Below are 22,367 nucleotides of genomic sequence, written 5' to 3'. Positions count from 1 at the left end.
CTTGTTACGAAAGGAAAGTTCCTGCTCCGTCCGGGTGTCGACCGAACGGCGGCGCCGGTACGTCCCGCCGCGATCATTTTTCCTCCAGCGCCGCCCGCACCCGGGTGAAGTAGATCTGCGCGAGCGGAATGGGCGCGAGCGAGCCCACCACCGCAACGAAGAACAAGGGCCACAGCAAGTCCAGCAGCAGCAACACGACCGCGGCCGCGATCAGCACGGCGTACCAGCCCACCATCGCGACCACGAACCCGCGCAGCTTGCGCTTCACGAACGCGGTCTGCTCCGGATTCTCCGGAACGGGCGCCGCCACGGTCTTCGCGCCGGTCCGTTCGTTCAGCGCGTACGCCGGAACCGCGTAGGGCGGCTCGCGCCAACGTCCGTGCGGGAACAGGACCACCATGTCGCGGTCGGTGCCGCCGACCCAGGCCCGCCGGTTCGGCTCGTGCTTCAGCGGTACCGAGCCGTGGGAGGAGGTGGCCGCACGCAGGGTGAGCCGGGTGCCGTCACGGTAGGCGACCTCGATGTCCGGCATGTGCCTGTTCCGGCGGACCGGGTAGTCCGGTACGACGGTCACCGACGCGATCCGCCAGCCGGTGGCGAGCACCGCGCGGTACCGGCGCCGCCAGTTCACCACGGCGATGACCGACAACACGAGCCCGCTCACCCCGGCGACGATCCCGATCACCAGCACCCACATCCAGGTCTGGTCGTCGTTGGTCTCGTCCAGCGTGCGCACCCGGTCAGGGTCGGCCCTGTCGTAGATGACCGTGATCTGCTGCCCCTCGGTGTACGGCCGGCCGGAGTCCCAGACGATGTCGGCGAACCGGAGGTCGCCGTAGCTCACCTGGTACGACACGTGGATCGTGTCGTCGCTCCGGCTGTGCTTGTAGACACCCAGCACTTCGCCGGTCACGCGCGCCCCGGTCTTCAGCAGGTGGTCGGCCGACGCGCTCATCGCGACGAATCCCGCGACCACCCCGGCGAGCACGACCAACCAGACGAGCACGAGGCCCACCGAACGCAGCACCAGCGGCCGCAGCCGGGCGGTCTCGACGTCGAGGTCGACCTGCCCCTGGCCGTCGCGTTCGCTCAGCGCCGGCAGCCAGCGCTCGTGCTCGGCGACCAGCGCGGCGCGCCGCCGGTCATGCCGGCGCCCGAGGGCGACACAGCCGAGCATCAGTGCGGTGGCCAGGACGAAGACCATGACCTCGCCCACGAGCTCGCCGTCATCGAGGACGTATCCGGGCGCGGTCAGCGTGTAGACCATCCCCGCCGCGTCACCGAGCGCGGCCAAGCCGAAGACGATCGCCCCGGCCAGAAAAGTGTTCTGCCACCGGCGATGCTTGGTCGCATCCCGGTCCATCCCCAGCGTCATCGCCTCAGCGTAAACCCGAAATTCACGCCGTGACCTGCGATGAAGCAGACACCGGCAGCAGGCAACCGACCGGGCTCACCAAGCGTGCAAGGGAGCAATGCCCACCGGGCAGCGGGCTCGGAACGTTCGTGAAGGCCACCTTGAGGAAGTTAAACTTCCTCAAGGTGGCCTTCACGAACCTGGGGAGGCACGAGGACGAGACCCCCGGACGAATTCGCGGCGGAGCTGGAACTCGGCCAGGTCCCCTCGAAGAATTGCTGACGTCGCTGAGCTTCTGCCTCACCGAGCTGTCGCCCGGCCACGTGGTGCTCACCGAAGCCGGCGACGCCTACGACCCCCTGTGAGACTCAGCCGCGCAGGGCGCTGCCGGCCTGCCAGGCGCTCCAGCTGATGGCCCAGTCGCCGTGGCCGTTGTTGATGGCCAGCTGCGGGCCGCCCGAGTTGGTGACCTCCACGACGTCGCCGACGTTGAAATTGTCGAAGAACCACTTGGCGTTCTCGGTGTTCATGTTGAGGCAGCCGTTGGAGACGTTGGCGCTGCCCTGCACCGAGACCGTCTTCAGGTTCTCGTGCAGGTACTCGCCGTCGCTGGAGATCCGGACGTTCCAGTTCTCCGGCGCGCTGTAGTAGCCCGGGTCGCCCTCGCACACGCCGTAGGTGCAGGAGTCCATGATCTTGCTGGCCTCCTTCCCCAGCACGGTGTGCGTGCCGTTGAAGGTCGGCGTCGCGCCCCGCGGCGGGGTGTCGGCGGTCTTGCCCATGCTGGTCGGCGCGGTCCGCACCAGCTGCCCGTTGTGGTACGCCTTGATCTGGTGCGTCTTGCCGTCCGCCTTGGCGATCCAGGAGTCGTGCACCTTGTAGGTGGCCGAGACGTCCTGGCCGCCGTACACGCCGCCGCCGATCGGCGAGCCGAACGTCGTGGTCTCGAGCTTCACCGTCGAGCCGGGCTTCCAGTACTCCTTGGGCCGGAAGTGCGCTTCGCGCTTGCCCACCCAGTACCAGCCGCCGTCCTGGGCGGGCGAGGACGTCACCTTGAAGGACTTCTCCGCCGCGGCCTTGTCGGTGATGTCGTGGTCGAACTTCAGGCCGATGATCAGGCCGACACCGAAATCGCCCGACGCCGACTGGAACAGCGCCGGGGTGGCGACCCCGGCCGGCTTGAGCGTGCGCACTTCCCCGCGCTGCTCGGACGCGGCCCCCGCCTGGTTCACCGCGGTGGCGACCACTTGGTAGGTGGCCCCGTACCGGAGGTGGTCCTTGCTGGTCCACGTCGCCTTGTCCGGCGAAAGGTCGCCTTCCACGGCGTTGCCGGTCTGCGGGTTCGTGACCGTGACCGCCTGCAAGGTGCCACCCGACGCCTTGACGACGATCGGGTCCTTCGGGCTCAGCTGGTCCCCGGTTCCGAAACTCACGGTCGCGGCCGCCACCCCGGGCGTCGTCGCCGTCCCGGCCGCTCCGACGGCCTGCGCGGCCCCTCCGGTCTCGGTCTGCCCACTGCACGCTGCCAGCACCAAGACGACCAGGCCGAGCCCGGCAATGCGGATCATTCTCACGACCCCAAGACGTGTCACCCCCCTCCCGAGTTGTGTCACGATCCGATCTCCTGCCACCGGCCGCCTCGATGGGCCATCAGGTGGCAATGCGGTACCGCAAATGGGTCACGCCGCGGCCTTCGAGCCGCCGGAGGAGCTCCAGCTCGACGCGGCCGAGCCCGGCCGGCTCGAACAGCCGCCGTCCGCCGCCCAGCAGGACGGGGACGAGGTGCAGTTCGAGTTCGTCGAGCTGACCCGCCGCGAGCAGGGCCTGCGCCGCCCCCGCGCCGTGGACCAGCACGGCCCGGTCTCCCGCCGCTTCCCGGGCTTCGGCGGCGCACTCGTCGACGTCGGTGTGGAACTTCGCGCTGCCGGGCGGCTCGTCGGCCGGGTCGACGTCGTGGGTGAGCACGTGGATCGGCACGCCGTCGTGGTGGTCGCCGTTCCAGCGCCCGGCCAGCTCGAACGTGCGGCGCCCGGAGATCACGGCGCCGGTCGCCGAGGCCTCGGCGTACACCTGCCCGTTGATCCCCTCGGACAGCCGGTCGTCGAGCCAGTCGAACAGCCGGCCCCCGCCGCGCCCGAGCTCCTGGCCAGGCCGGTCGTCCGGTCCGGCGATGTACCCGTCGACCGACATGGACATGTACAGCCGCAGTGGCGTCCTGGTCATCTTCAGTCCCCTTGCCTCCGGGCGACCCGGCGTGAAACCGCCCTCCCCCCTGCGTCGATCGCGCGACGCCGGAATCGACACCCGGCCGGACGGCAAAGGTGGTGGCGCGGACCGCACTTCCCCTGCGGCCGCACCACCACCCGAGCGCACACTCTACCCCATTCTCGAACTGGTGTTCGAGTCGGGTGTCCTGCCCGGATCCCCGCACAAAGCGCCCGCTTACAATGAGCGCAACCAAGCCGGGCGGGCGGGGCGAGCGGGGAGGATCACCGGATGTCGATGCCGTCGATGTCACTGTCGGCCGAACTCTGGCCGGACGTGCAGCCGGAGACCGCCCGGCGGCTCATGCTGGCCGGCGTGGAGGCCTTCGCCCAGCGCGGCTACCACGCCACCACCACGCGGGACATCGCCGGCGCCGCGGGGATGTCGCCCGCCGCGCTCTACGTGCACTTTCCCTCCAAGGCCGCGCTGCTGTTCGCGATCAGCCGGTACGGCCACGAGCAGACCCTCGCGCTGGTCGAGAACGTCGTCGCCAAGGAGTCCGATCCGGTCGAGCGGATCCGGCTGATCGTCGAGGACTTCGTGGCCTGGCACGCGCGGCGCCACACCGTCGCGCGGGTCGTCCAGTACGAGCTGCAGGCGCTGCCCGAGCAGGAGTTCGAGGTGGTCGCCGCGCTGCGACGCCGGATCGAGCGGATCGTGCGCGACGTCATCGCCGAGGGCGTCGAGAGCGGCGTGTTCACGGTGTCCGACCCGCACGTCGCCGCCCGGGCCGTGCTTTCGCTCGGCGTCGACGTCGCCCGCTGGTACAGCGAGCGCGCCCGCCAGACACCGGCCGCGCTCGGCAAGGAGTACGGCGGGCTCGTGCTGCGCATGCTCGGCGTCGGCATGTCCGCGGAGTAGCGGACACATCCTGACCGCTATTTCTGGCACCGTGGCCTCGTGCACACCGTCCTCGACGCGCGGGCCCTCAACCGCGCCACCCTCGCCCGGCAGCTGCTGCTCGAGCGAGCCGACCTGGGCGTCCTCGACGCCGTCACCCACCTCGGCGGCCTGCAGGCGCAGGAGCCACAGGAACCGTTCACCGGGCTGTGGTCGCGGCTGCGCGCGTTCGACCCGGCCGCGCTCGACGCCCTGCTGACCGGACGGCGGGTCGTGCGCACCCACCTCATGCGCCGCACCGTCCACCTGCTCGCCGCCGGCGACGTCCTCGCGTGGCGGAGCCGGTTCGACGCCATGCTGCGGCAGCGGGTCGTCACCACCTACCGCCGCGAGCTCGAGGGGGTCGACCTCGCCGAGCTCGCCGCGGCGGGCCGGGCGGTGCTGGCCGACGGCGAGCCGCGCTCGATGGGCGAGCTCGCGCGGGCGGTCGCCGATCGGTGGCCCGGCCCGGGACCGCGCCCGCTCGGGGAACTGCTGATCGCCGCGCTGATCCCGTCGGCGCAGCTGCCGCCGCGCGGGCTGTGGCGCACCAAGGCCGGCGTGCGGAACCTGCCGCTGGCCGCGTGGCTCGGCCGCGACGCCGACCCGCTCGACTCCGGCGACGGCGTCGGGCGGACGCTGGTCCGGCGCTACCTGGCGGCGTTCGGCCCGGCCGCCACGGCGGACCTGCGCGCGTGGTCCGGGCTGGCCGGCCTGCCGGCCGCGGTGAAGGCGGTGCGCGCGGAACTGGTGGTCTTCCGCGATGCGCGGGGACGCGAGCTGCTCGACCTGCCCGAAGCCCCGCGACCCGACCCGGACACCCCGGCGCCGGTGCAGTTCCTGCCGGCGTTCGACAACGCGATCCTCGGCTACGACGACCGTTCCCGCATCATCGACGACGCCCACCGCGGCCTGTCGGTGGCGGGCGAGCGGGTGGCGCTGGTCGACGGCCGGGTCTCGGCGACGTGGACGGTGACGGAGGGAACGGTCGTGGTGCGGCCGCTGCGGCGGCTGACGCCGTCCGAACTCGGCGAGGTCGCGGCCGAGGGAAGCGCACTGGCCGCGTTCTTGAGCGACGGCGAAAGCGATCGGATGCGGGTGGAGACAACCTGGTGAGCTCCAGCGCTCACGACCCGGCCCAAGCGCCCCAAGGCGGCCTTGGTTGCGTCTGACGCACCGAAGGCCGCCTTGGTTGCGTCTGACGCACCGAAGGCCACATTGGGGCGCTTGGGCGGCTCAGCCCACCGCGCGAGTGAAGCGCTCCGCCACCTCCCGCAGCCGCTCCACCAGCCCCGGCGGCGCCTCCTCGACCACGAAGTCGTAGCCCAGCTGGGCCAGGTGGTAGGGCACCGCGTCCAGGTTGTTCGTCCCGGTCCGCACCCGGCAGCTGCCCTCGTCGATCTCCTCGACCACCCCCGCCGTGGGCGGGATGCGCCGGGCCAGCGCGGCCGCCGGGGCGGCCACCCGCAGGACCAGCCGGTGCGGGTAGACCTCCGTCGAGATCTGGCGGGACACGTACTCCGCGAGGTCCGGAGCCGGGGGTTCGCGCGGCGGGAAGCGGAAGCCCACCACCGGTACCCCGGCGATCCGGTCCACCCGGAACGTGCGCCAGTCCGCGCGGTCGAGGTCGAACGCGACCAGGTACCAGCGCCGCCCCGTGTGGACCAGGCGCAGCGGCTCGACCGACCGCTCCGTCGAGGCCCCGGACCGGTCGCCGTAGCCGAAACGCAGCCGCTCGTGGTCTCGGCAGGCCGAAGCGATCGCCGTCAGCACCGAGGCGTCCACCGTCGGGCCGGACCCGGGCAGCGACACCGTCGCCGCCTGGAGGGCGCCCACCCGCGGCCGCAGCCGGGCCGGCAGCACCTGTTCCAGCTTCGCCAGCGCGCGCACCGACGTCTCCTCGATGCCGCTGACCGTGCCGCTCGCCGCCGTGCGCAGGCCCACCGCGACCGCCACCGCCTCGTCGTCGTCCAGCAGCAGCGGGGGCAGCGCCGCGCCCGCGCCCAGCCGGTAGCCGCCCGCCACCCCCGGCGTCGCGTGCACCGGGTACCCGAGGGACCGCAGCCGCTCGACGTCGCGGCGGATCGTGCGGACGTCGACCTCGAGACGGGCCGCGAGGTCGGCACCCGGCCAGTCCCGGCGCGCCTGCAACAGGGAAAGCAGCCGGAGCAGCCGTTCCGAAGTGCCATGCATGGCACGCAGTGTGCCAGACATCGCGGACAGTTTCTGTCCGCGATCCGCCGGATGGTGCAGTACGGCCGTCAAACACTTGCCAGGCACCACCCCGGCCGGAAAGAGTGACGCATGCCGATCGATCCGCACACCCTGCTCGCCGTCGCCCGCGAAGAAGCCGAGCTGGGCAAGGCCGAAGGGGGCGTGCCGATCGGGGCCGCACTGTTCGACTCCGCGGGCACGCTGCTGGGTCGCGGGCACAACCGGCGCGTGCAGGACGGCGACCCGTCGATGCACGCCGAGACCGCGGCGTTCCGCAACGCCGGCCGCCGCCCGCACTACCGCGACACGATCATGGTCACCACGCTCTCGCCGTGCTGGTACTGCTCCGGGCTCGTCCGTCAGTTCGGTATCGGGCGCGTCGTCATCGGTGAGGCCGAGACGTTCCACGGCGGTCACGACTGGCTCGCCGGGCTCGGGGTGGAGATCACCCTGCTCGACGATCCCGGCTGCACCGCGCTGATGACGGAGTTCATCGAGGCGCGCCCGGACCTGTGGTTCGAGGACATCGGAGTCGAGAAGTCCGAATAGGACAGTGTTGAATAGGACAGTGTTCGACAAGACAGCGTTCGACAAGACAGAGTCCGAATAGGACAGTTTCGCAAAAAAGCCTTACAGGAGCCGGTATGCCGTCATCCGTTCCGCTCGTGGACCTTTCGCCGTGGTTCGCGGGCACGTCCGAGGGCCGGGCCGAAGTGGCGGCCCGGATCGACGGCGCGCTACGGGAGTCCGGCTTCCTGCTGATCACCGGGCACGGCGTGCCGGACGACCTGCGGCACCGGACGCGCGAGCTGGCGCGGGAGTTCTTCGCGCTGCCCGAGGACGTCAAGCAGCGCTACGCCGTCACGGTCGGCGGCCGCGGCTGGCTGCCGCCGGGCGTCGAGGCCAACGGCTACGCGGAGGGCACCGAAACCCCGCCGGACCTCAAGGAGTCCTACTCGGCGGGCGCGGACACCCGCACCGGCGTCGCCGAGGTCGACGGGTTCTGGTTCCAGCCCAACGTCTGGCCGCACGAGGTGCCCGGCCTCGGCGAGGTGGCCACCGAGTACATGCGCCGGATGCGGGCGCTGGCGGACCACCTGCTGGAGATCTTCGCCGCGGCGCTCGGCCTGGCCCAGAGCCACTTCACCCGGCACACCGGGCACCCGACGTACACCTTCAACATCAACTGGTACCCGCCGATGACCCACGTCGGCCCGCCGGAGCCGGACCAGTTCCGTATCGGCCCGCACACCGACTTCGGCACGGTCACGGTGCTCGACCGCCAGGACGGCGTCGGCGGCCTGCAGGTGTGCACGGCCGACGGCGGCTGGGAGGACGCGCCGTTCCACCCGGAGGCGTTCACGGTGAACATCGGCGACCTGATGGCCCGCTGGACGGGCGACCGCTGGCGCTCGACCCGCCACCGCGTCCTCCCCCCGGCCGCGACGGCGCCGGACGAGGACCTCGTGTCGCTGATCTTCTTCTACGAGACCGATCACGACGCGCGGATCACGTCACTGGCGCCGCCGCTGGGCACCCGGAGCTACCCCGAGGTGATCGCGTCGCAGTACCTGAAGGAGAAGCTGGACGCGATCACGATGAGCTGACCCTCAGTCGCAGATCCGCTCGGCGATCGCCGCCGGGACGTCCTCGCACAATTGCCCGGTACCACCGTTCCGCATCACCCATTTCCCGTTCTGGTGCACGAACAGCATGCGGCCGCCGTCGATTTCGTTGGTGAAGTGCGCGAACGCCCAGGGCGCCTCGCATTTGATGCGCTGCAGGCCCTTGCTGTCGACGACCAGCGCCTCGGACGCCTGCTTGTTCGCCTTGAACGCGGCTTCCAGCGTGGCCTTGGTCGCCGAGGCACAGGCGTTCGGCGGCGTACTCGCCTTGGCCGGCACCGGCTCCGCCACCTGCACGGGTGCGGGCGCCTTGGTGGCCGTCGTCGCCGTCACGGTCGTGGCCGGCGCCGGCAGCGCGGCCTGTGCGCCGTTCGGCGGATTCTGCGGCCCACTGCAGGCCGAAAGGACGAATGCCGCCGCCACGACGATTCCGATACCGGCCCCGGCCCGCGCGAAATGAGCGTTCGAATACATTTGTTTCCCCCTGCGTTCATTGACGGCCCTCACCGTCTTCACAGCCATCAAGACGCTCCGGCGAATTGCCGGTTGCACGCCTTTCCTAACGGGAAGGTCACGACTCCGGTTCGGCGCAGACCGTCCGGTTCCGGCCCGCCGCCTTCGCCCGCAGCAGCGCCGTTTCCGCCGCCAGCAGGGCGTCGCCGAGGAGCCCGTCCGCGCAGCCCGCCACGCCGATCGACACCGTCACCCCGACGAACTGCGGGCCGTCGCCCGAGGCCTTCAGGGCCACCAGCGTCGAGGCGATGCGCAGGCGGATGCGCTCGGCGATCGCCATCGCGTCGAAGGGGCCGGTGCCCGGCAGCAGCACCGCGAACTCCTCGCCGCCGGAGCGGCCCACCAGGTCGGCGGCGCGGACCTCGTCGCGCAGGGTGCCGGCGACCGCGCGCAGGACGGCGTCGCCGATGCGGGCGCCGTAGCGGTCGTTGAGCAGGCGGAAGTGGTCGAGGTCGAGCAGCAGCACGGCCGGGCCGGGACCGTGGCCGCCGACGCGGTCCAGCCGGGCCTCGGCGGCGCCGCGCCAGGACGCGGCGGTCAGCACGCCGGTGCCCGGATCGAGGGTGACGTGGTCGCGGCGGCCGCCGCCCAGCCCGCCGCGGTGCAGCACGACGGTGGCGCCGGCCAGTACCGGGACCAGCAGCGGCGCGGCGACGGCGGCCCAGGCGAGCGGGAGGCCGAACGCCGTCATCGCGGCGTCGAAGGCGTGCCCCGGCACGGCTTCGCGGGGGCGGCGCGGCCCGTCGGCGCCGGTCACGAGCGCGGCGTTCACCGCCAGGAACACCAGCCCGGCGGCAGTCAGCAGGAGGACGGTCCGGGCGTCGAGCACCTCGCCGAGGGGCCGGGTGCCGGTCGCGGTGAGGAAGGCGCCGGCGGCGAGGCCGGCCAGCGCCGTCGCCGCGGCGCCGAACACCTGCCGGTGGGCGGGTTTTCTGCGGACCCGGAACCACTGGTGCAGCGCCGAGAGCGCGACCAGTGCGACGGCCAGGCCGGGCCGGAGCACGAGCACTCCGGCGAAGATCCAGGGCGTGTCGACGCCGGGGCCGAGGAGGGTGTCCTCACGGTGGCGTTCGACCGGCCGCGCGAGCTCCGCCGACACCAGCATCCCGGCCGTGAGCAGCGCGAACGGCGTCAGCATCGCGGCGAGCGGCGGGAAGCGGAGGGCGGCGAGCACGACGGCGGCGATGGCGAGGACGTCGACCCCGAGGAGGTACCAGATCCGGCCACGGCGCGGGAGCCGCCACAGCGCCCACCGCCGCGGGGCCCAGCGCCCCAGGGCAAGGGCGGGCAGGAACCGGCCCGGGCGGCGTTCCCCGCCGGCGGCGACCGTGGAATCCCCCACCATTTCGGCAAAGTAGCCGGAATGCCGGCTCCTGTCACTCCGCCTTCAGGGGAATTTAACATCGTCGGGCACCGCGGCACCGTGGGTCATTTTCCGACCGGCGGAGGGTTGACACGCAACATTGGTCTAGTCCACTGTGTGATGGCACACAGCACTCCTCCCGGGTTGATCCCGCCGCCTCAAACCGGAGGTGCTCCACCTGCGCGTTTCGGAGGACCCCCTATGAAATCAGTGCGCCGTCTCCTCACCCTCGCGGCCGCGGCTTCGGCCGCGCTGGCGACGACGGTCGGGCTCGCCCCGCAGGCCATGGCCGCGGTCGACCCCGTGCTCGCGTCCCCGTACCTGTACCAGTGGGCGGGACAGAAGAGCCCGACCGCCGCGATGTCCGCGACCGGCGTGAAAGCGTTTACGCTCGCGTTCGTCCTGTCCGACGGGACCTGCAACCCCAAGTGGGACGGCAGCCGATCGCTGACCGGCTCCGACAAGACGATGATCCAGAACATCCGCAACGCGGGCGGGGACGTGATCCCCTCCTTCGGCGGCTGGTCCGGCACGAAGCTGGGCTCGAAGTGCACGTCGGCCTCCGCGCTGGCGGGTGCCTACCAGAAGGTGATCGACGCCTACGGCCTCAAGGCGATCGACCTCGACATCGAGAACACCGACGAGTTCCAGAACAACACGGTCCAGGACCGCATCCTCAACGCGGTCAAGCTGACCAAGCAGAAGAACCCGGACCTGAAGGTCGTCATCACCATCGGCACCACCACGACCGGCCCCGACTCGTGGGGCAAGCGCCTGATCAACCAGGCCAAGGCGATCGGCGCGGGCGTCGACGTCTGGTCGGTCATGCCGTTCGACTTCTCCAGCGGCGGTGACATGGCCGCCCACACGAAGTCCGCGGTCGACGGGCTGAAGAACCAGCTCAAGACCACGTTCGGCTGGAACGACGACACCGCCTACCGGCACAGCGGCCTCTCCTCGATGAACGGCAAGACCGACAACGCGGGCGAGACGGTCACGGTGGCGAACTTCAGCTCCATCCGCAGCTACGCGACCAGCCACCACCTGGCCCGCTTCACGTTCTGGGCCACCAACCGCGACTGCAGCGGCGGTGGCGAGTGCAGCGGTATCAGCCAGGACAAGTACGCGTTCACCAAGATCGTCGCCGGCTACACCGGCTGACGCACCGGACCCGTAGTGGGGCTGTCGGGGGCCCTCTCACCGGCATCGGGGTCGGTGAGGGGGCCTTCGCGGGTCAGCGCGGCCGGCCGCCACCGCAGTAGTACGGGTTGCACTGGTACGGATTCCACGGCGGCAGCGACGGGCTCGGCTTGGCCGTCGACGACGGCGGCGGCGGCAGGTCGATCGTCACCGTCGGGGTCGGGGTCGGCTTCGGCGTCCGGCGCGCGTTCATCACCACCGGCGACGGCGTGCTCGTCTCGGTCGGGACGGCCAGCGCGGTCGGTGCGGTCGACGCCGGGGCGGCGGTGGCCGGCTGCAGCTGCGGGAACTGCGTGGAGCCCGGCACCGGGTCCGGCCGGGTCGCCAGCACGATCACCAGCCCGCCCAGCACGACGATCACCGCCGACGCCAGTGCCATCCGCGCCACCCCGCGGGGCCCGGCTTCGGGCTCGACGTCCCGGCGCGCCGCCAGCTCGGCCGCCCGCGAGCCCGGCCTGCGTGGCCGCGCCCCCGTCTGCCGGAGCAACTCGTCGACCGTGACCCGATCCCGCCGCCTGCGCGCAGTGCGCGTCATGCACGACCTCCACCTGATTCCCCCACAGCCGCGCTCGCCCGCGGCCGCATGATCCCGGTGGATCCTAGAAACCCTTGGGGGAATTGTAAACGCGCTGATCGCCGCGCTCTCGTTACCGTTTCGAGACAACCGGATCGCGTTCCCGGCCGTAGCTGTCAACGAGCGGCGAACCGCCGCCGCAACCCGGCCACCCGCCGGGTCACCGGCATGAACTCCGGCAGCTTCAGCACCGCGAGCAACCCGAACGGCACGGCCATCCCGAGCAGCCCCTGCACCGGCAGCTTCACCCACGCTCCGGGGATCACCCCGAGCGACGCGGGCACCGCGCGCCCGGCCAGCACCGCGGCCACCACGCCGAGCCCGCTCACCGAGAGCGTGATCAGCCCGACGCGCAACGACCGCTTGCTGCGCAGGTGCCCGAGCCGGACCCACAGCCAGACCTGGCCGAGGACGGCACCGACCACGAACCCGGCGCCGTTGACGAGCATCACGCCGTAGACGACATGCTCGCCGTCGAGCAGCCCGCGGCAGAGCAGCAGCAGCGGGATCTTCACCGCGGTCATCACGAGCATGATCAGCGTGGGCGTCCGGGCGTCCTTCATCGCGTAGAACACCCGCAGCTGCAGCATGACCAGCGCGAAGGGCAGCAGCCCGACGGCGGAGACGGCCAGGGTCTGGCCGAGCCGCTCGGCGTCGTCGAGGGTGCCGCGGCCCCAGGTGAAGATCGCGATGCCGATCGGGGTGCCGACCACGGCCAGCACCGCCGAGATGGGCACGAACAGCACCGTGGACATGCGGGAGGCGAGCGAGAGGTCGCCGACGAGCGACACCGTGTCGCCGTCGGCGGCGGCCCGGCTCATCCGCGGCATCAGAGCGGTCAGCAGCGAGACGCCGAGGATGCCGTACGGCAGCTGGAAGAGCAGGGACGCGTAGCTGTAGGCCGTGACGCCGCCGCTGTTGCCGCCGGTCAGCACCCGGGTGGTGACGACGAACCCGACGTGGCTGACCACGACGTAGCCGAGGATCCACGCGGCGAGCCCGCCGAACTCCTTGATCCGCGGGTCGAAGCCCCAGCGCCAGCGGAACCGGAACCCGGTGCGCAGCAACGCCGGGATCAGCACGACCGCCTGCGCGACGATGCCGAGCGTGGTGCCGAAGCCGAGCACGAGCAGCTTGGGATCGCTCATGTGGACCGGGTCGAGGGTCAGCTCCCCCGGCACGACGGCGAACACGACGAGCGTGCCGGTGACGACGACGTTGTTCAGCACCGGCGCCCAGGCCGGCGGGCCGAAGACGTTCTGCGCGTTGAGGATGGCCGAGAGCAGCGCGAACAGTCCGTAGAAGAGGATCTGCGGCAGCAGCAGGTACGCCAGTGCGGTGGTCAGCGCCGGGTTGGCCGTCGCGGACGATTTGTCGACGTAGAGCGCGGTGAACAGCGGGGCGATCGCCACCGCGACGGCCGTGCCGACGACGAGCAGCACCAGCGCCATCGTGATGAGCCGCTGGGTGTAGGCGCGGCCGCCGTCGGGGTCGTCCTGCGAGCGGACCAGCAGGGGCACGACGACGCTGGCGAGGACGCCGCCGAAGAGCAGTTCGAAGACGATGTTGGGCAGGGTGTTCGCGACGGTGAAGGAGTCGTTGACGACGCCGGTCCCGACCACGGCGGCGAGCAGCAGCTTGGCGACGAACCCGGTGACCCGGCTGACGGCGGAGGCGACCGCCATCCGGCCGCTGGACCGGGCCAGTGAGGAGCCGGCACCCTCCCCGCGCCCGGCACTGACCGGCGACGCGGGCGGCCGCGCGACGATCTGGCCGGCGAACTCGTCGTAGGCCCGCCGCGAGACGTCCGGGTCACGGGTGGGCCAGTGCGGGCCCCGTAGCTCGCTCGGGAGGAAGACCGTCGCCTCGTTGTCCGCCGGTGGTGGGTGCTCCGCCATGGGGACAAGCCTGCCAGGTCAGGGGCACGCACGGGAGACCGAACACTTGTTCGAAACCGCGACGCTCCGTGACGCTCAGGCGGCGACGGTGATCTCCAGCGCGGCCCGCCCGGCCTCGGTCAGCTCGGCGGCCACGCGCCCGGTGCCGCCTTCGACGGCGGGCCGCAGGTAGCCACCGTGGGCGAGGGCGTGCGCGGTGATCTGATCGCAACAGGCGAATCCGTCGATGAAGAGGTCGGGCTCGCAGCTGCACGACATCTGTGCACGACCCGCGGCCACCGCCCTCAGCATGGCCATCGCGCGATGGGTGAGCTCGACTCCTGAACCGGACACCGGACTGCCTTTCTCTTCGCCACTACAAGGGGTTATTCGCCCGTTGGGCCGATTGTGTTACTTACGGCACTATGACGTGCGGGGCGGGGGTGAGGTTCCACGAGCGGAAAAGTCTGTCGCGAGGCAGACGCGCGGAGCGCCGGCGGCTGCTCGAATCGAGGCATGAAAGCACTGCTCAAGCACGTGGCCGCGGTGGCCGTGCTGCTGGTGACCGGGGCCGGAACCGCCACGGCCGCCGAGGGACCCGCGTGGCGAGACTGTCATGACGGCTTGTCCTGTACCGAGATCGAGGTGCCCGCTGACTGGGACCACCCGGCCGGTGCGGCCACCGTCACCGTCCCGCTGCTGCGGATCCTCGCACGCGAACGGAAACTCGGCACGCTGCTGGTGAACCCGGGTGGTCCCGCGCAGTCGATCCCGCTCTTCGCCGTGCCGGGCTTCCGCGACCAGTTCACCGACCTGGCCGCCCGGTTCGACGTGGTGGTGTTCGACCCGCGCGGCCTCGACGTCACGTGCCCCGGGCCGGTGCCCGCCGCCCTGGCGGGAGCGCTGACCAGAAGCGCGTACGACGCCTACGCGGCCGCCAACGCGAAGTTCGCGGCGGACTGCACGGCGGCCCCCGGTCACCTCGGCGCGCGCCAGGTCGCCCGCGACATGGACGCGATCCGGGCCCGGCTGGGCGAGCCCCGGCTGAACTACTTCGGCAGCTCGTACGGCACGGTGTACGGGCAGGAGTACGCGGCGCTGTTCGGTTCCCGCGTCGGACGCATGTACCTCGACAGCGTGCTGGACCACACCCGGTCCGATCCGGCGGCGTGGGCCCGGACCGGCGCGGTGACGGCCGAACGCAACCTGTTCCGGATGGCCCGCTGGTGCGCGGCGGAACCGGCCTGCGCCCTGCACGGCCGCGACGTGCTCGCGGTGTGGGACGGGCTGGCGACCCCGGAGGTCATCGCGTGGGCGGCGGCCCGGATCGGCGACGACCGGAGCTGGCCCGCGCTGACGGCGGGCCTGGCCGCGGCCGAAGCCGGGGACACCTCGGCGATGACACCCCGCCCGGCCCCACCCGACACCCGCCTCGCCCGGACGGCGTTCTGCACGGATTTCCCGGCCCCGGCCCGGTTTCCGGCCGCGGAACGGGTCGAGGCCGAGCTGCGGGCGGCGGCGCCCCGGCTGGGCTGGGCGGCCCACCCGTGGCGGGTGTCGGGACAGTGCGCCGGGCTGCCCCGGACCGGACTCGACCCACCGGCCGGCCTGCCCCCGATGCCCCGCGTACTGGTGGCCAACGGCGACGACGACCCGCTGACGCCCGCGGAGCACGGCCGCCGGGTCGCCGCGCAGCTGCACGGGAGCTACCTGCCCTCGGCCGGGAACCACGCGCTGTACCTGCGGGGGAACGCGTGCGTGCGCGGCTACGTGCACCGGTGGCTGTGGGACGGCGAGCTGCCGCCGGCGGGGGCGCGCTGCGGAGGCGCGGGGTGACCGGCGGGTGGCTGCCCGGTCCTTACCGCCACGGCTCCACGGCCGCCGGAAGCCTGCCGCCCGCTGCAACATCGCAGCCACAGCCGCCCGAACTCACGCCCGCCCGGCCGACACCCCGCCCCGCCGGGCGAACCCCACCCACCCACCGCCACACCACAACCACAGCCACCCCGAAACCCAGCCCGCCCAACCCAACCGAAACCCCCGCCCCACCCAGCACACCCCTCGCCGCACCCCGGCTTCAGCTCGAAGCCGCACCACCAACCGACCGGACGTGTACAACGTGGACATGGCCATCGACCGCCCCACCGGCCCGGGACCGTGGCAGACGCCGGCCTTTCTCCGCACCGCCGCCGGCGATTTCCTCGTCACCGCCGCCGCTGCGGTCGTCGTGCTGGTGCTCGGGCTGGCCGAACGGGCCGGCGCCGCTCCGCTCGCCGTCGACGCGGCCGCTGCCGATCCGCTCACCGTCGGCGCGGCCGCCGCCGCGGTGGCCGCGCCGCTGCTGCTTCGCCGCCGCTTTCCGCTTACCGCCGCCTTGCTCTGCGCCGCCGTCGTCATCGCCCTGCCGCTCTGGCCCGGCCGGCTGGTCGCGATGGCCGCGTTCGGGTCGGCCGCCTACCACCGGCCGGGGCTCCGCGTGCTCGGCTGCTCCGTGGGCTGGCTCGTCGTCCTGGCCGTCGCCGGGGTCCGTCCGGCCGGCGCCGCCACCTACACCGACCTCGTGCTCCTCGGCGTCGCGCCGGTCGCGGCCGGGTACGCCCTGCGGCTGCACCGGGACCGCGCCGAGCACGCCGAACGTCTCTACCGGGCGGAGACCCGGCGCGTCGTCGCCGAGGAGCACGCCCGCGTCGCCCGGGAGGTGCACGATGCCGTCGGGCACCACCTCACCGTCATCCGGCTGCAGGCCACCGCCGTCCGCCACGTCACCCGCGCGCTGCCGCCGACCGCCGACCGGGCGCTGGCCACCATCGCCGAGGCCTCGGCCACCGCGCTCGCCGAAGTGCGGGCCGTGCTGCCGAGAACCGGCAGTTCGCTGTCCGATTTGGACGTTCTGGTCGAGCGCGCCACCGGCCCGGACCGCACGGTCACCCTCACCCGGCGCGGATCGCCGGACGTGCCGCCGCTGCTCGACCACGCCGGCTACCGGGTGGCGCAGGAAGCGCTCACCAACGTCCTGCGCCACTCCGACGCGACCCGCGTGGACCTGGCCGTCGACCACCGGCCGGACGCCGTCGTGATCACCGTCGCGGACAACGGCTCCACCACCCCCGGCGCCCCGGCCGAAGGCAGCGGCCTGCGCGGTATGCGGGAGCGGGCCCGGTTGCTCGGCGGCACCCTGGACATCGGGCCCAACGCGCCGGCCGGCTGGCGCGTCGAAGCCCGGCTCCCGCGATGATCCGCACGCTGCTCGCGGACGACCAGGAGCCGGTCCGCTGGGCGCTGCGCCTGGTGCTCGAGGCCGAAGACGACATCGAGGTGGTCGGCGAAGCCGCCGACGGCGCCGAAGCCGTCGAGAAGGCCCGGTACGGCGGCGTCAACGTCGTGGTGCTCGACCTCCGTATGCCCCGCCTGGACGGGATCGCCGCCATCCGCCGGATCGGCGAATCGGTCAACCCGGCGCCCGCGGTCGTCGCGCTGACCACGTTCGACGTCGACGAGTACCTGTTCGGAGCGCTCGAGGCGGGCGCGGCGGGGTTCGTGCTCAAGGACAGCGAACCGGCGCTGCTGATCGACGCCGTCCGCGCGGCGGCGAAGGGCCAGGGCCTGCTCGACCCGCAGGTCACCCGCCGTACTCTCCGCCGGTTCGCCGCCCCCGCGCCCCGGCGCGCGCCGGACGGTCCCGACCGGCTCACCCCGCGGGAGCTCGAGGTGCTCTTGCACGTGGCGAAGGGCATGAGCAACGCCGAGATCGCCGGCGCCCTCGTCGTCGGCGAAGGCACGGTCAAGACCCACGTGGCCCGGATGCTGGCCAAGCTGGGGCTGCGCACCCGGGTCCACCTGGTGATCCACGCCTACGAACACGGTCTCGTGGCCGACCGCTGACCCGAACTGCTCCCCGAACGCCTAGGTCAGCCGCAGTTCGAGGGTCCGGGCCCACTCGCGCACGATCTGGCGCCGACGGCGGGTGTCGTCGGTCAGCAGGTTCGCCAGCCCGAGCCCGCGGGCCAGGTCCAGCGTGGCCTGGACCAGCTCCCGCACCCCCGGCCGGGACTCGTCGACGCCGAGAAGCTCCACGGTCACCCGGTGCGCCTCGCGGCCCACCCGGGCCTCCAGCGGGACCAGCACGTCCCGCAGCGCCTCGTCGGTCGCGGCCACCGACCACAGCTGCAGGGCCGCGCGGAACAGCGGGCCGGTGTAGAGGTTCAGCACCATCTCCACGACGCGCTCGATGCGGGACGCCCCGCTCGGCAGGCCGGCCGCCTGGGCGCGCAGCTCGTCGATCTGGGCCTCGCCGAGCAGGTCGACCGCCGCCACCACGAGGTCCTCGCGGGCCGGGAAGTGGTGCTGCGCCGCGCCGCGGGAGACGCCCGCCCGCTCGGCGATCCCGGCCACCGTCACGCCGTGCCAGCCGCGCTCGCCGAAGCTGTCGAGGGCGGCCTCGACCAGGCGCCGCCGCGTCGTGCGGCTGCGTTCCTGCTGGGGTTCGCGGATGCCGGTCAAGCCGGTTCCACCCAGAAGTCGAGCTGGAGGTCCGCTTCCGAGCCGCCGACGCGGTACTTCGCGAAGTCGGTGACGCCTTCGGCCCGCAGCACCTCGTCGTCGAGGAAGAAGTTCCCGGTGACCGCACGGCTCGGCTTGGTGAGGATCGCGTACGCGGCGTCAGCCATGATCTCCGGCGTCCGGCTGCGGTCGGCGAGTTCGGCGCCGACGACGTTGCGGATGGCCGCGGTGTCGATCGTCGTGCGCGGCCACAGGGAGTTGACCGCGACGCCGTCCTTCTTCAGTTCGGCGGCGAGCCCGACGGTCACCAGGCTCATCGAGTACTTGGCGATGCTGTAGGCGAGATGTCCTGCGGTGAACCACTTCTCGTCGAGACTGATCGGCGGCGACAGCGTCAGGATGTGCGCGTTGGCGGACCGGCGCAGGTGCGGGATGGCCAGTTTGGACAGCAGGAACGTGCCGCGCGCGTTGATGTCCTGCATCAGGTCGTAGCGCTTCATGCTGACCTGGTCGGTCGGCGTCAGGTCGATCGCGCTGGCGTTGTTCACGACGATGTCGATGCCGCCGAACTGTTCGGCCGTCTTCGCCACCGCCGCGGCCACACCGTCGTCGTCGCGGACGTCACCGAGGATCGGCAGCGCGTGCCCGCCCGCCCGCTCGATCGCCTCGGCCGCGGTGTAGATCGTGCCGGGCAGCTTCGGGTGCGGTTCGGCCGTCTTGGCCAGCAGCGCGACGTTCGCGCCGTCGGCCGCCGCGCGCAGGGCGATCGCCTCGCCGATGCCGCGGCTGCCGCCGGACATGATGATCGTCTTACCATCCAAAGCAGACATATCGGCTCCCTCCGTCGAAAGGGCACTTTCACGTGAAAGTGACGCTTCCGGTTCTGTAGTCAGTAGGACTTCGGGAGGCCGAGGCTGTGCTGGCCGACGAAGTTGAGCACCATCTCGCGGCTGACCGGCGCGATCCGGCCCAGCCGCACCGCCGTCACCAGCGTGCCGAGGCCGTATTCGGTGGCCAGGCCGTTGCCGCCGTGGGTCTGCACGGCCTGGTCGGTCGCCCGGATGGCGACCTCGGCGGCGGCGTACTTGGCCATGTTGGCCGACTCCCCCGCGCCGAAGTCGTCGCCGGAGTCGTAGAGCGACGCCGCCTTCTGCGTCATCAGCTTCGCGAGTTCCAGCTCGATCTTGATCTCCGCCAAGGGGTGCGCGAGGCCCTGGTGGCTGCCGATCGGGACACCCCAGACCTGCCGCTGGTTCGCGTAGCCGACGGCCTTGGCCAGCGCGTACCGGGCGATGCCGAGGGAGAACGACGCGCCCATGATGCGTTCCGGGTTGAGGCCCGCGAACAGCTGCGCGATCGCCGCGTCCTCCTCGCCGACCAGCGCTTCGGCGGGCAGGTGGACGTCGTCGAGGAACAGCGAGAACTGGTCCTCCGGTGCGACGATGTCCATCGGGATCTTCGTGTACTCGAAGCCCTCGGTGCTCGTGGGCAGGATGAACAGCGCGGGCTTGAGCCGGCCGGTCTTCGAGTCCTCCATGCGGCCGACGACGAGCACCGCGTCGGCTTCGTCGACGCCGGAGATGTAGACCTTGCGTCCATTGAGGACCCAGCCGTCGCCGTCCCGCTTCGCGGTCGTGGTGATCTTGTGCGAGTTCGACCCGGCGTCCGGCTCGGTGATCGCGAAGACCATCCGTTTGGTGCCGTCGGCGATGCCGGGCAGCCACTGCTTCTTCTGTTCTTCGGTGCCGAAGCGGGAGATCACGGTGCCGCAGATCGCCGGCGACACGACCATGAGCAGCAGCGGCGAGCCCGCGGCGGCCAGTTCTTCGAGCACCGCGGCGAGGTCGGCGATGCCCGCGCCCCCGCCGCCGTACTCCTCGGGGATGTTGACGCCGAGGTAGCCCAGCCGGCCGGCCTCGTCCCACAGCTCGTGCGTCTTCTCGTCCGCGCGGGCCTTACGGGCGTAGTACTCGTGCCCGTACTTGGCGCCCAGCTCGGCGACGGCCTTGCGAAGCGCGATCCGCTCCTCCGGCTCGATGAAGTTCATCGCGTTCATGCTTCGTCTCCCACCACAGCCAGAATTGTGCCCACTTCGACCTGCTGCCCGACCGTCACCGGCAGTTCCGCCACCACGCCGTCGGCGGGGGCGGCGATCCGGTGTTCCATCTTCATCGCTTCGAGCCACAACAGCGGATCGCCGGCCTTCACCACGTCCCCGGCCTGCACGGCGAGCCGGACGACGGTGCCCGGCATCGGCGCGACCAGCGACCCCGCGGCCAGGCCCGCGTCCGGATCGGCGAACCGCGGCTGCGCCTTCAGCGCCACCGAGCCGAGCACAGAGTCCACATAGGACACTCCGGCGTGTCGCGCAACATCGAACGTGCGCCGCACCCCGGCGACACCCAGGACGACCCGGTTCGGCTCGGCCGACACCAGCTCGGCCTCGAACCCTTCGGCGCGAAGGCCGTCACGGGTCAGCGAATAGTTCACCTCGTACTCCCGGTCCGCCACGGAGAAGACCTTGCGCTGCCCGGCCGAACGGACGTTGCGCCAGCCGCTGGGCAGGCGGCTCTGCGTGGTCGCCGACGCCCGGTTGCCCGCCGCCTCCGCCAGCGCCGCGGCCAGCGCGGACAGCCGTTCGGTGTCCACAGTGGCCAGTGGGGCGGCCAGGGTGTCGAGGCCGTGGCGGTCGAAGAAGGCCGTGTCGGTCTCGCCCGCCAGGAAGGCTTCGTGGCGCAGGATGTTCACCAGCAGGTCGCGGTTGGTGACGACGCCGTGGATCTTCGCCCCGGCCAGGGCCTTGGCGAGCCGCCGGGCGGCCTCGGCCCGGGTCGGCGCCCAGGTGATCACCTTGGCCAGCATCGGGTCGTAGTGGACGCCCACCACCGAGCCGGTCTCGAAGCCGGAGTCGAGCCGCAGCCCTGGTCCGTGCATGAAGGAACGGTCCACATCGGGCACTTCGAACGTGTGCAGCGTGCCGCTCTGCGGCTGCCAGCCTGCCGCCGGGTCTTCGGCGTAGAGCCGGACCTCGATGGCGTGGCCCACGGTCGGCGGCGGGTCGGCCGGGAGCCGCTCGCCCTCGGCGATCCGCAGCTGCAGGGCGACCAGGTCGAGGCCGGTGACGTTCTCGGTGACCGGGTGCTCGACCTGCAGCCGGGTGTTCATTTCGAGGAAGTAGAACCGGCCGTCGGGCCCGGCGAGGAACTCGACCGTGCCCGCGCCGACGTAGTCGATCGCCTTGGCCGCCGTGCGCGCGGCCTCGAACAGCTCCTCGCGCATGGCAGCGTCGACGAACGGCGACGGAGCCTCCTCGACGACCTTCTGGTGGCGGCGCTGGATCGAGCATTCCCGCTCCCCCACCGCCCACACCGTGCCGTGGGTGTCGGCGAGCACCTGGACCTCGATGTGCCGTCCGGTCTCCAGGTAGCGCTCGCAGAAGACGGTCGGGTCGCCGAACGCGGACCCGGCCTCGGCACTGGCGCCTTCCACGGCCTCGGCCAGCTCGCCGAGCGAGCGGACCACCCGCATCCCGCGGCCACCACCGCCGGCGGACGCCTTGACCAGCAGCGGCAGGTCTTCCGGGGTCACCGCCGCGGGGTCCAGTTCGGACAGCACCGGCACCCCGGCCGCGGCCATCAGCCGCTTGGACTCCACTTTGGATCCCATGGTCTCGATGGCCTCCGGCGGCGGCCCCACCCAGGTGAGACCGGCGTCGAGGACGGCCCGCGCGAAGGCGGCGTTCTCGGACAGGAAGCCGTACCCGGGGTGCACGGCATCGGCGCCGGTCTCGGCCGCGGCCTTGACCAGCAGCTCCGCCCGCAGGTACGTCTCGGACGGCGCGTTGCCGGGCAGCCGGACGGCCGCGTCGGCCTCCAGGACGTGCGGTGCGGCGGCATCGGCGTCGGAGAACACCGCGACCGTGCCGATCCCGGCGTCGCGGCAGGTGCGGAAGACGCGGCGGGCGATCTCGCCGCGGTTGGCGACCAGCAGGTTCTGGATCATC

The 22,367-nt window shown here is 72.1% G+C and carries 21 protein-coding genes; 8 read left to right on the top strand and 13 right to left on the bottom strand.

Features of this window, described 5'->3' with window-relative positions:
* Window positions 1-73: 73 nt before the first annotated feature.
* The 3 genes from ACLJQF_RS45320 to ACLJQF_RS45310 form a co-directional block, all read right to left on the bottom strand.
* Complete coding sequence (locus ACLJQF_RS45320) at window positions 74-1,375, bottom strand: DUF3592 domain-containing protein (RefSeq protein WP_410616567.1); 1,302 nt, start codon at window positions 1,373-1,375, stop codon at window positions 74-76.
* A gap of 347 nt (window positions 1,376-1,722) precedes the next feature.
* The gene (locus ACLJQF_RS45315) at window positions 1,723-2,922 is read right to left on the bottom strand and encodes an Ig-like domain-containing protein (protein WP_410616566.1); all 1,200 of its coding nucleotides are present in this window, start codon (window positions 2,920-2,922) and stop codon (window positions 1,723-1,725) included.
* Window positions 2,923-3,004: 82 nt separating this feature from the next.
* Window positions 3,005-3,577 carry a dihydrofolate reductase family protein gene (locus tag ACLJQF_RS45310; RefSeq protein WP_410616564.1) on the bottom strand — a complete coding sequence of 191 codons (573 nt, stop codon included), beginning with the start codon at window positions 3,575-3,577 and terminating at the stop codon, window positions 3,005-3,007.
* 279 nt (window positions 3,578-3,856) lie between these two features.
* On the opposite strand from ACLJQF_RS45310, the gene ACLJQF_RS45305 reads away from it, so the two are divergent.
* Both ACLJQF_RS45305 and ACLJQF_RS45300 read left to right on the top strand, forming a co-directional pair.
* On the top strand, window positions 3,857-4,480 hold the full coding sequence (locus ACLJQF_RS45305) for a TetR/AcrR family transcriptional regulator (RefSeq protein ID WP_410616617.1): 624 nt from the start codon (window positions 3,857-3,859) through the stop codon (window positions 4,478-4,480).
* A gap of 39 nt (window positions 4,481-4,519) precedes the next feature.
* Complete coding sequence (locus tag ACLJQF_RS45300) at window positions 4,520-5,614, top strand: winged helix DNA-binding domain-containing protein (protein WP_410616563.1); 1,095 nt, start codon at window positions 4,520-4,522, stop codon at window positions 5,612-5,614.
* A 120-nt stretch (window positions 5,615-5,734) separates the two neighbouring features.
* Here ACLJQF_RS45300 and ACLJQF_RS45295 read toward each other — a convergent pair whose 3' ends face one another.
* Window positions 5,735-6,691: a helix-turn-helix transcriptional regulator gene (locus ACLJQF_RS45295; RefSeq protein WP_410616562.1), complete on the bottom strand. Its 957-nt coding sequence runs from the start codon at window positions 6,689-6,691 to the stop codon at window positions 5,735-5,737.
* A 111-nt stretch (window positions 6,692-6,802) separates the two neighbouring features.
* Between ACLJQF_RS45295 and ACLJQF_RS45290 the strand changes: the two genes are divergently transcribed.
* Window positions 6,803-7,261, top strand: a complete 459-nt coding sequence (locus ACLJQF_RS45290; RefSeq protein ID WP_410616561.1) for a nucleoside deaminase — start codon at window positions 6,803-6,805, stop codon at window positions 7,259-7,261.
* 95 nt (window positions 7,262-7,356) lie between these two features.
* Window positions 7,357-8,319, top strand: coding sequence for an isopenicillin N synthase family dioxygenase (locus tag ACLJQF_RS45285; RefSeq protein ID WP_410616559.1), 963 nt, complete (start codon window positions 7,357-7,359; stop codon window positions 8,317-8,319).
* 3 nt (window positions 8,320-8,322) lie between these two features.
* Here the strand turns inward: ACLJQF_RS45285 and ACLJQF_RS45280 are convergent, their stop codons facing one another.
* Both ACLJQF_RS45280 and ACLJQF_RS45275 read right to left on the bottom strand, forming a co-directional pair.
* Window positions 8,323-8,859, bottom strand: a complete 537-nt coding sequence (locus ACLJQF_RS45280; protein ID WP_410616558.1) for a hypothetical protein — start codon at window positions 8,857-8,859, stop codon at window positions 8,323-8,325.
* 49 nt (window positions 8,860-8,908) lie between these two features.
* Window positions 8,909-10,195: a diguanylate cyclase gene (locus ACLJQF_RS45275; protein WP_410616556.1), complete on the bottom strand. Its 1,287-nt coding sequence runs from the start codon at window positions 10,193-10,195 to the stop codon at window positions 8,909-8,911.
* A gap of 219 nt (window positions 10,196-10,414) precedes the next feature.
* On the opposite strand from ACLJQF_RS45275, the gene ACLJQF_RS45270 reads away from it, so the two are divergent.
* Window positions 10,415-11,374 (top strand): chitinase, encoded by a 960-nt coding sequence (locus ACLJQF_RS45270; RefSeq protein WP_410616554.1) that lies wholly within the window; start codon window positions 10,415-10,417, stop codon window positions 11,372-11,374.
* A gap of 73 nt (window positions 11,375-11,447) precedes the next feature.
* Here the strand turns inward: ACLJQF_RS45270 and ACLJQF_RS45265 are convergent, their stop codons facing one another.
* From ACLJQF_RS45265 to ACLJQF_RS45255, 3 genes are all read right to left on the bottom strand, one after another.
* Window positions 11,448-11,948, bottom strand: a complete 501-nt coding sequence (locus tag ACLJQF_RS45265; RefSeq protein WP_410616553.1) for a hypothetical protein — start codon at window positions 11,946-11,948, stop codon at window positions 11,448-11,450.
* 155 nt (window positions 11,949-12,103) lie between these two features.
* Window positions 12,104-13,885 (bottom strand): murein biosynthesis integral membrane protein MurJ, encoded by a 1,782-nt coding sequence (gene murJ, locus ACLJQF_RS45260; protein ID WP_410616552.1) that lies wholly within the window; start codon window positions 13,883-13,885, stop codon window positions 12,104-12,106.
* A gap of 75 nt (window positions 13,886-13,960) precedes the next feature.
* The gene (locus ACLJQF_RS45255) at window positions 13,961-14,218 is read right to left on the bottom strand and encodes a hypothetical protein (RefSeq protein ID WP_410616551.1); all 258 of its coding nucleotides are present in this window, start codon (window positions 14,216-14,218) and stop codon (window positions 13,961-13,963) included.
* A 162-nt stretch (window positions 14,219-14,380) separates the two neighbouring features.
* Here ACLJQF_RS45255 and ACLJQF_RS45250 point away from each other — a divergent pair, with 162 nt between their 5' ends.
* The 3 genes from ACLJQF_RS45250 (at window position 14,381) to ACLJQF_RS45240 (ending at window position 17,746) form a co-directional block, all read left to right on the top strand.
* Window positions 14,381-15,700 (top strand): alpha/beta fold hydrolase, encoded by a 1,320-nt coding sequence (locus ACLJQF_RS45250; protein WP_410616549.1) that lies wholly within the window; start codon window positions 14,381-14,383, stop codon window positions 15,698-15,700.
* A 289-nt stretch (window positions 15,701-15,989) separates the two neighbouring features.
* Window positions 15,990-17,099, top strand: coding sequence for a sensor histidine kinase (locus ACLJQF_RS45245; RefSeq protein ID WP_410616548.1), 1,110 nt, complete (start codon window positions 15,990-15,992; stop codon window positions 17,097-17,099).
* Entirely contained in the window at window positions 17,096-17,746 is a 651-nt protein-coding gene (locus ACLJQF_RS45240) for a response regulator (RefSeq protein ID WP_410616546.1), read from the top strand. The genes ACLJQF_RS45245 and ACLJQF_RS45240 overlap by 4 nt, the downstream gene beginning before the upstream one ends.
* Window positions 17,747-17,767: 21 nt before the next feature.
* Here the strand turns inward: ACLJQF_RS45240 and ACLJQF_RS45235 are convergent, their stop codons facing one another.
* The 4 genes from ACLJQF_RS45235 to ACLJQF_RS45220 are packed head-to-tail and all read right to left on the bottom strand — an operon-like array spanning window position 17,768 to window position 22,366.
* Window positions 17,768-18,364 (bottom strand): TetR/AcrR family transcriptional regulator, encoded by a 597-nt coding sequence (locus ACLJQF_RS45235; protein ID WP_285990127.1) that lies wholly within the window; start codon window positions 18,362-18,364, stop codon window positions 17,768-17,770.
* A complete protein-coding gene (locus ACLJQF_RS45230) occupies window positions 18,361-19,194 on the bottom strand; it encodes an SDR family oxidoreductase (protein WP_410616545.1) in 834 nt (277 codons plus the stop codon). Before ACLJQF_RS45230 ends, ACLJQF_RS45235 begins: the two co-directional genes overlap by 4 nt.
* A 59-nt stretch (window positions 19,195-19,253) precedes the next feature.
* Window positions 19,254-20,420, bottom strand: coding sequence for an acyl-CoA dehydrogenase family protein (locus tag ACLJQF_RS45225; RefSeq protein WP_410616543.1), 1,167 nt, complete (start codon window positions 20,418-20,420; stop codon window positions 19,254-19,256).
* Complete coding sequence (locus tag ACLJQF_RS45220; RefSeq protein ID WP_410616542.1) at window positions 20,417-22,366, bottom strand: acetyl/propionyl/methylcrotonyl-CoA carboxylase subunit alpha; 1,950 nt, start codon at window positions 22,364-22,366, stop codon at window positions 20,417-20,419. Before ACLJQF_RS45220 ends, ACLJQF_RS45225 begins: the two co-directional genes overlap by 4 nt.
* Window position 22,367 lies beyond the last annotated feature (1 nt).

Source organism: Amycolatopsis sp. lyj-109 (assembly GCF_046548995.1).
In the GTDB taxonomy this organism is placed as follows: Bacteria; Actinomycetota; Actinomycetes; order Mycobacteriales; family Pseudonocardiaceae; genus Amycolatopsis.
The sequence above is the reverse complement of the archived record's forward strand: the minus strand, read 5'-3'. Positions and strand labels throughout refer to the sequence as shown.

Bases quoted from the DNA above. Each gene is read 5' to 3' on its own strand.
- ACLJQF_RS45320 (WP_410616567.1), bottom strand. From the start codon at position 1,375: ATGACGCTGGGGATGGACCGGGATGCGACCAAGCATCGCCGGTGGCAG.
- ACLJQF_RS45315 (WP_410616566.1), bottom strand. From the start codon at position 2,922: ATGATCCGCATTGCCGGGCTCGGCCTGGTCGTCTTGGTGCTGGCAGCG.
- ACLJQF_RS45310 (WP_410616564.1), bottom strand. From the start codon at position 3,577: ATGACCAGGACGCCACTGCGGCTGTACATGTCCATGTCGGTCGACGGG.
- ACLJQF_RS45305 (WP_410616617.1), top strand. From the start codon at position 3,857: ATGCCGTCGATGTCACTGTCGGCCGAACTCTGGCCGGACGTGCAGCCG.
- ACLJQF_RS45295 (WP_410616562.1), bottom strand. From the start codon at position 6,691: ATGCATGGCACTTCGGAACGGCTGCTCCGGCTGCTTTCCCTGTTGCAG.
- ACLJQF_RS45290 (WP_410616561.1), top strand. From the start codon at position 6,803: ATGCCGATCGATCCGCACACCCTGCTCGCCGTCGCCCGCGAAGAAGCC.
- ACLJQF_RS45285 (WP_410616559.1), top strand. From the start codon at position 7,357: ATGCCGTCATCCGTTCCGCTCGTGGACCTTTCGCCGTGGTTCGCGGGC.
- ACLJQF_RS45280 (WP_410616558.1), bottom strand. From the start codon at position 8,859: ATGGCTGTGAAGACGGTGAGGGCCGTCAATGAACGCAGGGGGAAACAA.
- ACLJQF_RS45275 (WP_410616556.1), bottom strand. From the start codon at position 10,195: ATGGTGGGGGATTCCACGGTCGCCGCCGGCGGGGAACGCCGCCCGGGC.
- ACLJQF_RS45270 (WP_410616554.1), top strand. From the start codon at position 10,415: ATGAAATCAGTGCGCCGTCTCCTCACCCTCGCGGCCGCGGCTTCGGCC.
- ACLJQF_RS45265 (WP_410616553.1), bottom strand. From the start codon at position 11,948: ATGACGCGCACTGCGCGCAGGCGGCGGGATCGGGTCACGGTCGACGAG.
- murJ (WP_410616552.1), bottom strand. From the start codon at position 13,885: ATGGCGGAGCACCCACCACCGGCGGACAACGAGGCGACGGTCTTCCTC.
- ACLJQF_RS45250 (WP_410616549.1), top strand. From the start codon at position 14,381: ATGAAAGCACTGCTCAAGCACGTGGCCGCGGTGGCCGTGCTGCTGGTG.
- ACLJQF_RS45245 (WP_410616548.1), top strand. From the start codon at position 15,990: ATGGCCATCGACCGCCCCACCGGCCCGGGACCGTGGCAGACGCCGGCC.
- ACLJQF_RS45240 (WP_410616546.1), top strand. From the start codon at position 17,096: ATGATCCGCACGCTGCTCGCGGACGACCAGGAGCCGGTCCGCTGGGCG.
- ACLJQF_RS45230 (WP_410616545.1), bottom strand. From the start codon at position 19,194: ATGTCTGCTTTGGATGGTAAGACGATCATCATGTCCGGCGGCAGCCGC.
- ACLJQF_RS45225 (WP_410616543.1), bottom strand. From the start codon at position 20,420: ATGAACGCGATGAACTTCATCGAGCCGGAGGAGCGGATCGCGCTTCGC.
- ACLJQF_RS45220 (WP_410616542.1), bottom strand. From the start codon at position 22,366: ATGATCCAGAACCTGCTGGTCGCCAACCGCGGCGAGATCGCCCGCCGC.